Genomic DNA, 15,680 nt, shown 5'->3' with positions numbered 1-15,680 from the left:
TCCCGCAGCGTTGGGGCGGTCTGGTCGACCTGCCCGACACGATGGACGCGCGGGCCGCCGCGCGCTTCGCCGCGGTGCTCTCCGGCACCTGCGGCGAGGACCAGGCGGCTGTCCGGGCCTCCGGCGTCTTCGGACGGCGACTGCGGCACGCGGTGTCCGACCGGAGCGCCGGGGGCACCACGTGGCGGCCCGGCGGGACCGTACTGATCACCGGCGGCACCGGCGCGCTGGGCGGCCACGTCGCCCGCTGGCTGGCGGAACGCGGCGCGGAACGGCTGGTCCTCACCAGCCGCCGCGGGCCGCACGCGCCCGGCGTGGCCGAACTCGTCGCGGAGCTGGCGGCGCACGGTACCGCGGCGACCGTGGTGGCCTGCGACGTCGCCGACCGCGACGCGCTGGCCGCGCTGCTGGCCGAACACCCGGTGACCGCCGTCGTCCACACCGCCGGCGTCGTGGACTCCGCGTCGCTGGCGGATACCTCGGTCGCCGGGTTCGCCGAGGTGGTCCGCGCCAAGGCGCTCGGCGCGGCGAACCTCGACGAGCTGACCGCGGACCTGGCCCTGGACGCGTTCGTGCTGTTCTCCTCGATCGCCGGGGTGTGGGGCAGCGCCGGCCAGGCCGCGTACGCCGCCGCCAACGCCTACCTCGACGCCCTCGCGGAACACCGCAGGGCGCGCGGCCTGCCGGCCACCTCGGTGGCGTGGGGACCGTGGGACGAGGGCGGCATGCTCGCCGACACCGACGAGGGCGAGTACCTGCGCCGCCGCGGCCTGACGGCGATGCGGCCCGGCCGGGCGATCACCGTGCTCGCCCAGGCACTCGACCGCGACGAGACCTGTCTGACCGCCGCCGACGTGGACTGGGCCCGGTTCGGCGCGGTCTTCACCTCGGGCCGGCCGAGTCCGCTGCTCGGCGAGCTGCTGACGGTTGCCGCCCCGGCGGACCCCGGTGAACGGGAGGACGACGAACTGTCCGCGTTCGCACGGCAGTTGACCGGCCTGACCGCGCTGGAGCGGTCGCACGCGGTGCTGGACCTCGTACGCGCGCGGGCCGCGGACGTCCTCGGCTACTCCGAGGCCGCCCTGGTCGTGACCGACCGGCCGTTCAAGGACCTGGGGTTCGACTCGCTGTCGGCGGTCGAACTGCGCAACCGGCTGGCCCGGGCCACGCGGCTGACGCTGCCCGCGAGTCTGGTGTTCGACTACCCGACCGCGCAGGTCCTGGCCGACCACCTGGCCGGGCTGCTCGGCGGCGACGCGACCGAACCGTCGGTGGCATCACCGGCGCCCCGGACCCTCGGCACCGACGAACCGATCGCGATCGTGGGCATGAGCTGCCGTCTGCCCGGCGGAGTCTCCACCCCCGAGCAGTTGTGGGACCTCGTGGCGTCGGGAACGGACGGGATCTCCGCCTTCCCCACCGACCGCGGATGGGATCCGACGGGTGCGGACTACGCCCGGGCGGGCGGATTCATCGACGACGTGGCCGGGTTCGACGCGGCGCTGTTCGGTATCTCGCCGCGCGAGGCGCTGGCCATGGACCCGCAGCAGCGGCTCGTGCTGGAGGCGTCCTGGGAGGCGCTGGAACGCGCCGGGATCGACCCGCACTCCCTGCGGGGCAGCACGACAGGTGTCTTCGTCGGCGCCTCCAACTCCGACTACGGTTCCGGCACCCGCCTGTCCGAGGACGCCGCCGGCCACAACCTCACCGGCAAGGCGAACAGCGTGATGTCGGGCCGCGTCGCCTACTCGTTCGGGCTCGAAGGCCCCGCGGTGACGGTGGATACGGCGTGTTCGTCGTCGTTGGTGGCGTTGCATCTGGCGGCGCAGGCGTTGCGGAACGGTGAGTGCTCGATGGCGCTGGCCGGCGGCGTCGCGGTGCTGGCCACCCCCGGCGCCTTCGACGAGTTCAGCCGGCAGGGCGGGCTGGCCGGGGACGGCCGCTGCAAGCCGTTCGCCGCGGCGGCCGACGGCACCGGCTGGTCCGAAGGCGTCGGCATGCTGCTGGTGGAGCGGTTGTCGGACGCGCGGCGCAATGGTCACCGGGTGTTGGCGGTGGTGCGTGGGTCGGCGGTGAATCAGGACGGTGCGTCGAACGGTTTGACGGCGCCGAACGGTCCGTCGCAACAGCGGGTGATCCGGGCGGCGTTGGCGAGTGCGGGTCTGTCGGCGTCGGACGTGGACGTCGTGGAGGCGCACGGCACCGGGACCCGGTTGGGCGACCCGATCGAGGCGCAGGCGCTACTGGCGACCTACGGCCGGGAGCGTGCGGGCGACCGGCCGTTGTGGTTGGGCTCGGTGAAGTCGAACATCGGTCATACGCAGGCTGCTTCGGGTGTCGCGGGCGTGATCAAGATGGTGATGGCGCTGCGGCACGGTGTGTTGCCGCCGACGCTGCATGTCGACGAGCCGTCGCCGCACGTGGACTGGTCGGTCGGTGCGGTGGAGTTGCTGACCGAGGCGAGGGCGTGGCCCGAGCTGGCGGGGCCGCGTCGTGCTGCGGTGTCGTCGTTCGGGATCAGTGGGACGAACGCGCACACGATCTTGGAGGAGACGGCGGAAACAGCGGAGTTGCCTGCGTCGGCCGGGGTTTCCGTGGGTGTGGGTCCGTCGGTGGTGCCGTGGGTGGTGTCGGCGCAGTCGGCCGCGGGGTTGGGTGCGCAGGCGGGCCGGTTGGGCTCGTTCGTGGGTGAGTTGTCCGGTGTGCGGTCGGTGGATGTGGGTGTGTCGTTGGCGGTGACGCGGGCGGCTCTGGAGCACCGTGCGGTGGTGTTGGGTGCGGATCGGGCTGAGTTGTTGACTGGTCTGGGCCGGTTGGCCGAGGGCGGTGACGGCGTCGGTGTTGTTCGTGGGGTCGCGGTTTCTGGTCGTACGGCGTTCTTGTTCACGGGGCAGGGTGCGCAGCGGGTCGGGATGGGCCGGGAGTTGTATGCCGGGTTCCCGGTGTTCGCGGATGCGTTGGACGCGGTGTGTGCGCGGATGGACGGTGAACTCGATCGTCCGTTGCTCGACGTCATGTTCGGCGACGGGGAGTTGCTGAACCGGACCGCTTATACGCAGGCGGCGTTGTTCGGTCTCGAAGTCGCCCTGTTCCGGCTGTTGGAGTCGTGGGGGATGCGGCCGGACTTCCTGCTGGGTCATTCGATCGGTGAGGTGGCGGCGGCGCATGTGGCGGGGGTGTTGTCGCTGGATGACGCGTGCGTGCTGGTCGGTGCTCGTGGTCGATTGATGCAGGCGTTGCCGGCGGGTGGGGCGATGCTGGCGGTGGAGGCTGCTGAGGTCGAGATCGCGGCGGAGATCGCGGAGCGGCCGGAGGTCAGCATTGCGGCGGTGAATGGGCCGTCGTCCGTGGTGGTTTCCGGTGATGAGGACGTGATCGCGGACCTGGAGACCGCCTGGCGTGCGACTGGCCGCCGGGTGAAGCGGCTCACCGTTTCGCACGCGTTCCACTCGCCGCGCATGGAGGCGATGCTCGACGAATTCCACGCCTCCATACAGCAGTTGGTGTTCGAGGCGCCGCGTCTGCCGATCGTGTCCAACTTGTCCGGTCGCCTGGTGGACTCGGCGGAGATTCGTACGCCGGCCTACTGGGTGCGACACGTCCGCGAGGCGGTGCGGTTCTCGGACGGGGTCGCGACGTTGCATGCGGAGGGTGTGACGCGGTTTGTGGAGTTGGGGCCGGACGGTGTGTTGACGGCGATGGTCGAGGGGTGTGTTGAGCCGGCGGTGGCGGTGCCGGTGTTGCGTGGCGGTCGGGACGAGACCGGGGCTGTGCTGGCGGCGGTGGCGTCGGTGTTCGTGCGGGGGGCGGCTGTCGACTGGGCTGCTGTTTTCGCCACCTGGCAGGGGCAGGTCACGGATCTGCCGACGTACGCCTTCCAGCGCGAGCGGTACTGGCCGAGGCCGCAGGTGGCCACCGGGATCGGGGCCACCGACCACCCGTTGCTGGCCACCGCGGTCGTCCTGGCCGACGGCGAGGGCGCGTTGCTGACCGGGCGGTTGTCCACCCGGACGCACGCCTGGCTGGCGGACCACGTGGTCAAGGGCAACGTGCTGCTGCCCGGCACCGCGTTCGTGGAGATGGCGCTGCGGGCGGGTGAGGCGGTCGGTTGCGCGCGTCTTGAGGACCTGACGTTGGAAGCGCCGCTGGTCCTGCCCGCCCAGCAGGCGTTCGAGGTCCAGGTCGGCGTGGGGGCCGGAACGGCGGACTCCACCCGGCCGGTGTCGGTGTACGCGCGGCCGGAGGGGGCGCGGACCTGGACCCGGCACGCCGTCGGCACGCTGACCGCCGGGCCGACCGAGGCGGCACCGTTCGAGCTGACCGCCTGGCCGCCCGAGGGCGCGGAACCGGTGGCCGTGGACGGCGTCTACGCCCGGCTCGCCCAACGCGGTCTCGCCTACGGGCCGGTCTTCCAGGGGCTGCGGGCCGCCTGGCGTGCGGACGGTGAGCTGTTCGCCGAGGTCGCGCTGCCCGAGGCCGCACGGCAGGACGCCGAGCAGTCCGGCCTCCACCCGGCCGCGCTGGACGCCGCCCTGCACCCCGTCGTCCTCGGTGGCCTGGTCGACGACACCGGCGGCGCGCGGCTGCCGTTCAGCTGGTCCGGAGTGACCCTGCACGCCGCCGGGGCGTCGGTGCTGCGCGTCCGGCTCAGCCCGGTCGGGCCGGACGAGATCGCGGTGCGGGTCGCCGACGGCACCGGGACGGCGGTGGCCGAGGTCGAGTCGCTGGTCCTGCGCGCGGCCTCGGAGGAGCAACTGCGGCAGGTGCGCGACGCGGGCACCGCCGACACGCTCTTCGCGGTCGACTGGGTCGAGACCGCCGTGCCCTCCGCCGCCGGCGTACCGGTGCCGTGGTCGTCGGCGCGCCTGGACGCCGACGGCGTGCTCGTCCTGGAGCCGCCGCTCGGCGCGGACCGGCCCGTTCCGGAGCTGGTGTTCTGGGAGCCGGCCGCGGACGACGCGACCGGTCCCGCCGAGGCGATCCGGCGCCGTACGCACGACGCCCTCGCGCTGCTCCAGGCGTGGGTGGCCGACCCGCGCTTCGGCTCGTCGCGCCTGGCCGTGCTGACCGCCGGCGCGGTCGCCGTCGGCCGGGACGACGACGTGGCCGACCTGGCCGGCGCCGCGGTGTCCGGCCTCGTGCGCAGCGCGCAGAACGAGCACCCGGACCGCCTGGTGTGGGTGGACGTCGACGACGACCCCGCCTCGCGCGCCCTGCTGACCGCACTGCACGGTACGGACGAACCCCAACTGGCCGTCCGGGGCGGGCGGTTGCTGACTCCGCGCCTGGTGCGCGCGGTGCCCGCCGAGCCGGCCCCCGTCCGGTGGAGCGGCACCGGGACGGTGCTCGTCACCGGCGGCACCGGAGCCCTGGGCGCGCTCGTGGCCCGGCACCTGGTGACCGAGCACGGGGTGCGGCACCTGATGCTGCTCAGCCGCCGCGGGCCGGACGCGCCCGGCGCCGCCGAACTGCGGGCCGCCCTGGCCGGGTCGGGCGCCCGGGTCACGGTGCGTGCCTGCGACGCCGCCGACCGGGAGGCGTTGACCGAAGCCCTGGCCTCCATCCCCGCCGCGCACCCGCTGACCGCGGTCGTGCACACCGCCGGCGTCCTCGACGACGGCGTCCTGGAATCCCTGACCCCGGACCGGCTCGACGCCGTGCTGCGGGCCAAGGCCGATTCCGCGCTGCACCTCCACGCGTTGACCCGGGGCGCCGAGCTGGACGCCTTCGTGCTGTTCTCGTCGGCGTCCGCCACGTTCGGCACCGCGGGCCAGGGCAACTACGCGGCGGCCAACGCCGTGCTCGACGCCCTCGCGGCGCACCGCAGGGTCCGCGGGCTCAACGCCCTGTCGCTGGCCTGGGGACCGTGGGACGGCACCGCGGGCATGGCGGGAACGCTGGACCGGGCCGGCCGGGCCAGGATCACCGCGCTCGGCGGCGCGCTGTCCGCGGAGCGCGGCCTCGCGCTGCTGGACCTGGCCCCCGCCGCCGGCCGCGCCCTGGTGGTCCCCATGGCCACCGACCTCGCCGCCACGCCCGTCCCGGACGGCCTGCCGGTGCCCGCCCTGCTGCGCGACCTGGTACGCGTCAAGCGGCGCCGCGCGGTCCACGGCACCGCCGCGACCGGGACCGCGCTCGCCGAACGGCTGGCCGGCCTGGCCGGGCCGGAGCAGACCCGCGTGGTCGGCGAACTCGTCCTCGCCCAGGTCGCCGAGGTGCTGGGCCACGCCTCGCCCGGCGCCGTGGACCCCAAGCGCGCCTTCACCGATCTCGGGTTCGACTCGCTGATCGCCGTCGAACTGCGCAACCGCCTGGCCGCCGCCACCGGACTGCGGCTGCCCGCCACGCTGATCTTCAGTCACCCGAACGCCCTCGCCCTCACCGAGCACCTGCGCGACGAGCTGGTCGGCCGGGCCGCCCAACGGCGCCCGAACACGCCGGCCACCAGGGGGACGGCCGACGACCCCATCGCCATCGTCTCGATGAGCTGCCGTTACCCGGGCGGGGTGGGCAACCCCGAGGAGCTGTGGCAGCTGGCGCTCCAGGGCCGCGACGGGATCAGCGAGTTCCCCGTCAACCGCGGCTGGGACGTCGAGCGGCTCTACGACCCCGACCCCGAGCACAGCGGCACGACGTACACCCGCGAAGGCGGATTCCTGCACGACGCGGACCGGTTCGACGCCGAGCACTTCGGCATCTCACCGCGCGAGGCGCTCGCCATGGACCCCCAGCAGCGCCTGCTGCTCGAACTGTCCTGGGAGACCTTCGAACGCGCCGGGATCGACCCCACCTCGATGCGCGGCACCCGCACCGGTGTGTTCACCGGCGTCATGTACCACGACTACATGTCGAGCCTGCCGTTCGTCCCCGAGGACATCGAGGGCTACCTCGGCACGGGCAGCGCCGCCAGCGTGGTGTCCGGCCGCATCGCGTACACCTTCGGCCTCGAAGGCCCGGCGGTCACCGTCGACACCGCCTGCTCCTCGTCGCTGGTCGCCCTGCACTGGGCGTGCGCCGCCCTGCGCTCCGGCGAGTGCGACATGGCGCTGCTCGGCGGCGTCACCGTGATGGCGAAGCCGGACACCTTCGTGGAGTTCAGCCGGCAGCGCGGCCTGTCCGCCGACGGGCGCTGCAAGTCCTTCGCCGCCGGCGCGGACGGCACCGGCTGGTCGGAGGGCGCGGGCCTGCTCCTCGTCGAACGGCTGTCCGACGCGCGGCGCAACGGGCACCAGGTGCTGGCCGTCGTACGCGGCACGGCCGTCAACTCCGACGGCGCCTCGAACGGCCTGACCGCCCCCAACGGCTCCTCCCAGGAACGGGTGATCCGCCAGGCACTCCAGGAGGCCCGCCTCAACCCGTCCGACGTCGACGTGGTGGAGGGCCACGGCACCGGCACCACCCTCGGCGACCCGATCGAGGCACACGCGCTGCTGGCCACCTACGGACAGGACCGTCCGGAGGACCGGCCGCTGTGGCTCGGATCGCTGAAGTCGAACATCGGCCACACCCAGGCCGCCGCGGGCGTCGGCGGCGTCATCAAGATGGTCATGGCCATGCGCCACGGCACGATGCCCAAGACCCTGCACGTCGACGAGCCCTCCCCGCACGTGGACTGGTCCTCCGGCGGGGTCCGCCTGCTCACCGAGAGCGCCGCGTGGCCCGAGACGGGCCGCCCGCGCCGGGCCGGGGTCTCCTCGTTCGGCATCAGCGGCACCAACGCGCACGCCCTCATCGAGCAGGCGCCGCCGGCGGACCCGCCACAGCCGGCCCCGTCCGCCCCCGCCACCGCGCCGGGCGTCCTGCCCTGGCTGCTGTCCGCCGGTTCCGACGAGAGCCTGGCGGCGCAGTCGCGGCAACTGCTGGCCCACCTCGAAACGGAGTCCGGCGCCGAGGCCGCCCCGGCGGACATCGGCCGCACCCTCGCCGAGACGCGCGCCGCCCTCGACCACCGCGCGGTCGTGCTCGCCGCCCGCCCGGCCGATTTCCGGCGCGGCCTCGCCGACCTCGCCGCCGACCGCACCGCGGCCACCGTCGTACGCGGCGTCGCACGACCGGGCCGCACCGCCTTCCTGTTCACCGGCCAGGGTGCGCAACGCGTGGGTATGGGCGCCGGGTTGTACGCGGCGTTCCCGGTGTTCGCGGAGGCGTTGGACGCGGTGTGCGTGCGGTTGGACGTCGAGTTGGGCCGTTCGGTGCGTGAAGTGATGTTCGGCGACGCGGCGGCGCTGGATCAAACGGTGTACACGCAGGCGGCGTTGTTCGGCCTCGAAGTCGCCCTGTTCCGGCTGTTGGAGTCGTGGGGTGTGCGGCCGGACTTCCTGCTGGGGCATTCGATTGGTGAGGTGGCTGCCGCGCACGTGGCGGGTGTGCTGTCGTTGGATGACGCGTGCGTGCTGGTGGCCGCTCGGGGTCGGTTGATGCAGGCGTTGCCGGCGGGTGGCGCGATGTTGGCGGTGGAGGCTGCCGAGGCGGACGTCGTCGCGGAGATCGCGGAGCGTCCTGAGGTGAGTGTGGCGGCGGTGAACGGGCCGTCGTCGGTGGTGGTTTCGGGTGACGAGGACATCGTCGCGGAGTTGGAGGCGGCGTGGCGGGAGGCGGGTCGGCGGGTGAAGCGGTTGGCCGTTTCGCACGCGTTCCACTCGCCGCGGATGGAGGCGATGCTCGATGAATTCGCTGCCGCCATCGGGCAGTTGGTGTTCGAGGTGCCGCGGCTGCCGATCGTGTCCAACCTGACCGGGCGGCTGGTCGACCCGGACGAGATCCGTACGCCTGCCTACTGGGTGCGGCACGTCCGCGAGGCGGTGCGGTTCGCGGACGGGGTCGCGACGTTGCACGCGGAGGGCGTGACGCGGTTTGTGGAGCTGGGGCCGGACGGCGTGCTGACGGCGATGGTCCAGCGGTGTGTCGAGCCCGCCGTGGCGGTTCCCGTGCTGCGCGGGGAGCGGGACGAGGACGAGGCGCTGATGACGGCGCTGGCGACCGCGTACGCGCACGGTGTACCGGTCGACTGGGCGGCACTGTTCGCTCCCTGGGGAGCGCGGCACGTCCCGCTGCCCACCTACGCCTTCCAGCGCACCCGCTACTGGGTCGACGCGCCCGAGGGCGGCACCGCCGGGCCGGTCGCCGACGCCGAACTCGCCCAGTTCTGGCAGGCGGTGGACACCGATGACCTCACCGCCGTGACCGGGACGCTCCGGCTGGACGGCGACGCGCCGCTGAGCGCGGTGCTGCCCGCGCTGTCGGCGTGGCGCAGGAAGCGGCAGGAGCGGAGCGCGGTGGAGGCGTGGCGGCACCGCTTCACCTGGCGGCCGTCGACGGACGTCCCGGCGGGCACCCCCTCCGGCACCTGGCTGGTCGTGGGCACCGGCGACGGACTGGCATCCACGCTGTCGGAGTCGCTGCTGCGCGGCGGCGCGCGGAACGTCGAAGTACTCGACCCCACCCCGAACGGCAAGGAACTCGCCGCCCGTCTGCGGCAGTTGGCGGAGCGGCACGGGGACATCACCGGTGTGCTGTCCGTCCTGGGGGAGTCCGACGACCGCGACCTTCCCCTCGACGGCTCCGCGCTGCCGACCGGCCTGGCCGGCACCGTGACACTGATCCAGGCGCTCGACGAGACGGACCTGCGGGCCCGGCTGTGGTGCGTGACGCGGGGTGCGGTCTCCGTCGGGCGTTCGGACCCGCTGACCGACCCGGTGCAGGCCCAGGTCTGGGGCCTCGGCAGGGTCGCGGCGCTGGAGTACCCGCAGTGGTGGGGCGGCCTGGTCGATCTGCCGGCGGTGCTGGACGAGCGCGCGGCGGACCGGTTGCTGGCGGTGCTGGCCGACGGCGCCGAGGACCAGGTGGCGATCCGCGCCTCCGCCACGTTCGTGCGCCGTCTGCGGCCCGCCCCGCCGGCCGTGGCCGCGGAGTCCGGCATCGACTGGTCGGCGTCCGGCACGGTACTGCTGACCGGCGCGACCGGCGCACTCGGCGCGCACGTGGCCCGTTGGCTCGCGGAGCGGGGAGTGCGCCACCTCCTGCTGGCCGGCCGGCGCGGCGCGGGGGCGCCCGGCGCGGCGGACCTCGTGGCGGAACTGGCCGAGCGCGGGGCCGAGGCCACCGTGGTGGCCTGCGACGTCGCCGACCGGCAGGCGCTGGCCGCACTGCTGGCGGACGTCCCGGCCGAGCGGCCGCTGACCGCCGTCCTGCACATGGCCGGCATCCTCGACGACGGCGTGCTCGGCGCGCTGACGCCCGACCGGTTCGCCTCCGTACTGCGGTCCAAGGCCCTGGCCGCCCACAACCTGGACGTGCTGACGCGGGAGCTCGATCTGACCGCGTTCGTGCTGTTCTCCTCGCTCACCGGTTCGCTCGGCAACCCCGGGCAGGCCAACTACGCGGCGGCGAACGCCTACTTGGACGCGCTGGCCGAACAGCGCCGGGCCGCCGGACTGCCGGCCACCTCGGTGGCGTGGGGGCCGTGGGCCGACGGCGGCATGGCCGACGACGACCTGATCGCCCAGCGGATGCGCCGGGCCGGCCTGTCGCCGATGTCCCCCCGGCAGGCGGTCACCGCCCTCGGCCACGCCGTCGACCAGGGCGACCCGGCGATCGCGGTCGCCGACGTGGACTGGGCCCGCTTCGTCCCCGGCTTCGTCGCGGCCCGCGACAGCAAGCTGTTCGACGAGTTGCCGCAGGTCCGCGCGGCCCTGGCGGCCGGGCAGGCCGACGGCGCCGGTGCCCGCGACCAGGCGGCCCGGCTCCGCGAGCGGCTCGCCGCCGCCGGGGCCGCGGAGGGCGACCGGCTCCTCCAGGAACTGGTACGCCTCCAGGCGGCCGCCGTCCTCGGCCACGCCTCCGGCGCCACGATCGACACGGGCCGGGCGTTCCGCGACCTCGGGTTCGACTCGCTCACCGCGGTCGAGCTGCGCAACCGGCTCGGTGCCGCGACCGGCCTCACGCTCCCGGCCGGACTGGTCTTCGACTACCCGACGCCCGGCGCGCTGGCCGGCCACCTGCGCGCCGAACTGGCCGGCGGCGTCGTGGCGTTGCCCGCCTCCGGCGGCCCGGCTGCCGGTGCGGCGACCACGGCGCCGCCGGCCGAGGACGCCATCGCGATCGTCAGCATGAGCTGCCGGTTCCCCGGCGGGGTACGCGACCCCGAGGACTTCTGGCGACTGGTCGCCGACGGGGTCGACGCCATCGGTGACTTCCCCTCCGACCGCGGCTGGGACCGCCGGGGCCAGGCCGCCGGCTTCACCCGCAAGGGCGGGTTCCTCACCGGCGCGGCCGACTTCGACGCCGGCCTGTTCGGCATCTCGCCGCGCGAGGCGGTCGCCATGGACCCGCAGCAGCGGCTCCTGCTGGAGATCTCCTGGGAGGCGTTCGAACGCGCCGGCATCGACCCGATGTCGTTGCGCGGCAGCCGCACCGGCGTCTTCGCCGGCACCAACGGCCAGGACTACGTCTCCGTCGCCCTCGCCGGCGAAGGGCTCGAAGGCCACGTCGGCACCGGCAACGCCGCCGCCGTACTGTCCGGCCGGGTCGCCTACACGTTCGGCCTGGAAGGGCCCGCGATGACGGTCGACACCGCCTGCTCCTCGTCGCTGGTCGCCATGCACCTCGCCGCCCAGGCACTGCGCCAGGGCGAGTGCTCGCTGGCGCTCGCGGGCGGCGTGACCGTGATGTCGACACTGAACGCGTTCGTCGAGTTCGGCTACCAGGGCGGACTGGCCGCCGACGGCCGCTGCAAGGCGTTCGCCGCCGGCGCCGACGGCACCGGGTGGGGCGAGGGCGCCGGCATCGTCCTGCTGGAACGGCTGTCGGACGCGCGGCGCAACGGCCACGAGGTACTGGCCCTGCTGCGCGGCAGCGCGGTCAACCAGGACGGCGCCTCCAACGGGCTGACCGCGCCCAACGGCCCCTCCCAGCAGCGCGTCATCCTTCAGGCGCTGGCCGGGGCCGGCCTGTCCCCGGCCGACGTCCACGCGGTCGAGGCGCACGGCACCGGCACCGAACTGGGCGACCCGATCGAGGCGCAGGCCCTGCTCGCCACCTACGGGCGGGAGCGCCGCCAGCCGCTGCTCATCGGCTCGGTGAAGTCCAACATCGGCCACACCCAGGCCGCCGCCGGTGTCGCGGGCGTGATCAAGATGGTGCAGGCCATCCGGTACGGCGCCCTGCCCGCGACCCTGCACGCCGACGAGCCGTCACCGCACGTGGACTGGTCGTCGGGCGCGGTGGAGGTCCTGCGGGAACACGCCGCCTGGCCCGAGTCCGGCGGACCGCGCCGCGCCGGGGTGTCGGCCTTCGGCATCAGCGGCACCAACGCCCACGTCATCATCGAACAGGCGGACCCGGCGCGGCAGCCCGCGCCGCCGCAGGCACCGGCGCCCGCCGGTGCGTACCGCGGCGTGCTGCCCTGGGTGCTGTCGGCCGAGTCCGACGGCGCCCTGCGCGACCAGGCCCGCCGGCTGCGCTCGTACGCCACCGGGCAGACCGCGCCGTCCCCGGTGGACGTCGGATGGTCGCTCGCCGCGTCCAGGGCACGACTCGCGCACCACGCTGTCGTCCTGGCCGCCGACCCCGCCGGCTTCACGGCCGGCCTGACCGCGCTGGCCGACGGCACCCCGGCCGCCGCCGTCGTGCGCGGCTCCGGAACGCCGGGCACACCGCTGGCCTTCCTGTTCACCGGCCAGGGCGCCCAACGCGTCGGCATGGGGGCTGAGTTGTACGCGGCGTTCCCGGTGTTCGCGGACGCGCTGGACGCGGTGTGCGCGCGGTTGGACGCGGAGTTGGAGCGTCCGTTGCGTGAGGTGATGTTCGGCGACACGGCGGCGCTGGATCAAACGGTGTACACGCAGGCGGCGTTGTTCGCGCTGGAGGTGGCGCTGTTCCGGTTGCTGGAGTCGTGGGGTGTCACGCCGGACTTCCTGCTGGGGCATTCGATCGGTGAGGTGGCCGCCGCGCACGTGGCGGGTGTGCTGTCGCTGGATGACGCGTGCGTGCTGGTGGCCGCTCGGGGTCGGTTGATGCAGGCGTTGCCCGCGGGTGGCGCGATGCTGGCGGTGGAGGCGACCGAGGCGGACGTCGTCGCGGAGATCGCGGAGCGTCCCGAGGTGAGTGTGGCGGCGGTGAACGGGCCGTCGTCGGTGGTGGTTTCGGGTGATGAGGATGTTGTCGCGGAGTTGGAGTCCGTGTGGCGTGCGGCGGGTCGGCGGGTGAAGCGGTTGGCCGTTTCGCACGCGTTCCATTCGCCGCGGATGGAGGCGATGCTCGATGATTTCGAGGCTGTCGCGGCCCAACTGGCGTTCCACGAGCCCCGGTTGCCGATCGTCTCCAATGTGACGGGTGCGTTGGCCGATCCGGTGGAGATCGGGACGCCGGGTTACTGGGTGCGGCATGTGCGCCAGGCGGTGCGGTTCGCCGACGGTGTCGCGACGCTGCGGGACCAAGGAGTCACCAACTACCTGGAGTTGGGCCCGGACGGCGTACTGGCCGCGATGACCCGGCAGTGCGCCGAGGATGCCGTCGCCGTACCGGCGCTGCGCTCCGACCGGGACGAGACCGTAGCGCTGCTCACGGCGGTCGCCACCGCGCACGTCCACGGCACCGCCACCCGCTGGACCGCGGTGTTCGACGGCTGGGACGCCCACCGCGTCGCCCTGCCGACATACGCCTTCCAGCACCGCCGCTACTGGCCCGAACTCCCGCAGTCGGACGACACTTCGGGCGCCCCCGACTCCTGGCGTTACCGCGTGTCGTGGACGCCGGTCGCCCCCGCGACGGCCATGCCCCTGTACGGGACCTGGCTGCTGGCGGTGTCCGGCGCCGACCGGCAGGACGACCTGGCCGCGATGCTCGACCGCGCCGGCGCGACCGTCGTACGGATCGGCATCCCGGCGGGGGAGCAGCGGGCCGCACTCGCCGCACGCCTGCGCGAAGCGGTCGTACCCGGCGAGGTCACCGGCGTACTGTGCGCGCTCGCCCTGAGCGACGCACCGGGCGACGGGATGCCGGCCGCCCTCGCCGGGACCATGACGCTGGCCCAGGCACTGGGCGACGCCGGGCTGGACGGCCCGCTGTGGGCGCTGACCCGCGGCGCGGTGTCCACCGGCCCCGCCGACCCGCTGACCGACCCCGCGCAGTCGCAGGTCTGGGGCCTGGGCCGGGTCGTGGCCCTCGAACACCCCCAGCTGTGGGGCGGACTCGCCGACCTGCCCGCGACCTGGGACGAACCGGCCGCCGACCTGCTGGCGGCGCTCCTGGCCGACGGCACCGAGGACCAGGTCGCGATCCGCCCGGCCGGCGCGCTCGGCCGCAGGCTGCTGCGCGCACCGCTCGACGCGGCCGAGCCGGACAGCTGGCAGCCGTCCGGCACGGTCCTGGTCACCGGCGGCACCGGCGCGCTCGGCGCCCGCGTCGCCCGCTGGCTCGCCGACCGGGGCGCGCCGCACCTGCTGCTCACCTCCCGCCGGGGCCCGGCCGCACCGGGAGCCGGCGAGCTGATCGCGGACCTCGCCGAACGCGGCACCCGGGCCACCGTGGTGGCCTGCGACGTCTCCGACCGCGACGCGCTGTCCGGCCTGCTCGCGACAATCCCGGCCGATCAGCCGATGACAGCGGTGATACATGCCGCCGGCATCGTCGACGACGGCGTCCTGGACGCCCTGACCCCGGAACGCCTCGCCGGCGTCCTGCGCGCCAAGGCGGTCTCCGCGGCCCTCCTCGACGAGCTGACCGACGGTCTGGACCTCGACGCCTTCGTGCTGTTCTCCTCCTTCGCCGGCGTGCTCGGCAACCCCGGGCAGGCCAACTACGCGGCCGCCAACGCCTTCCTGGACGGCCTGGCCGAACAGCGCAGGGCCCGCAGCCTGGCCGCGACCTCGGTGGCGTGGGGACCGTGGGCCGGCTCCGGCATGGCCGACGACGTCGCCGCCGCCGGCGTACACCGGGCCGGCGTCGCCCCCCTCGACCCCGAACTGGCCCTGGTCGCGCTGGCCCGCGCCATCGACCACCGCGACACCTGCGTCGCCGTGGCCGACCTCGACTGGGCCGCACTCGCGCCCGAACTCAACGCCCTGCGCCCGACGCCGCTGCTCGACGCGCTCCCCGAGGCGCAGCCGCCGGCCGTCGCGGCAGCGGACGGGGAGGCGACCGCCACGCCCGACCGCGGGAAGGCGCTGCGGGAGGAACTCGCCGCGATGTCCGAGGGCGAACGCGAGCAACGCGTCCTGGATCTGGTCGGCGAACAGATCGCGCTGGTGCTCGACCACCGTTCCGCGGCGGAGGTCGACGCCGACCGGCCGTTCCGGGCCCTCGGCCTGACGTCGCTGGCCGCGGTCGAACTGCGCAACGCCCTGTCCGCCGCCACCGGGCTCGCACTGCCCGCCAGCCTGGTCTTCGACCATCCGACACCGACCGCGGTCGCCGTCCTCATCCGCACCGAGCTCACCCAGGAGCCCGAACACCCGCAGAACGGCTCCCCGTCGGACCGGCTGGACCGGCTGGAGGCGGCCCTGGCGAACCTGGCACCGGGCGGAGAGGAGGCCACCGCCATAGCGGACCGCCTGCGACAACTGGCGTCTAAGCTGCACGGCGCGGGGAGCGGGACCGGCGCCGGCAACGACGGATCGCTCGCCGTGGCCACGGCGGACGACCTCTTCGAGATCATCCAGAACGAATTCGGAAAGTCCTGA

1 protein-coding gene (running past one end of the window) is annotated in these 15,680 nt (G+C 74.5%); it reads left to right on the top strand.

The window, feature by feature from the left end; all coding sequences use genetic code 11:
• Positions 1 to 15,680: the 3' portion of a type I polyketide synthase gene (locus POF43_RS28640; RefSeq protein WP_282704832.1), read on the top strand. It extends 18,544 nt beyond the left edge of the window; only the last 15,680 of its 34,224 coding nucleotides appear in the window; its start codon lies beyond the left edge, outside the window; it ends in the stop codon at positions 15,678 to 15,680.

The sequence above is a fragment of the Streptantibioticus silvisoli genome, from assembly GCF_027947535.2.
Taxonomy (GTDB): domain Bacteria; phylum Actinomycetota; class Actinomycetes; order Streptomycetales; family Streptomycetaceae; genus Streptantibioticus_C; species Streptantibioticus_C silvisoli.
The sequence above is the reverse complement of the archived record's forward strand: the minus strand, read 5'-3'. Positions and strand labels throughout refer to the sequence as shown.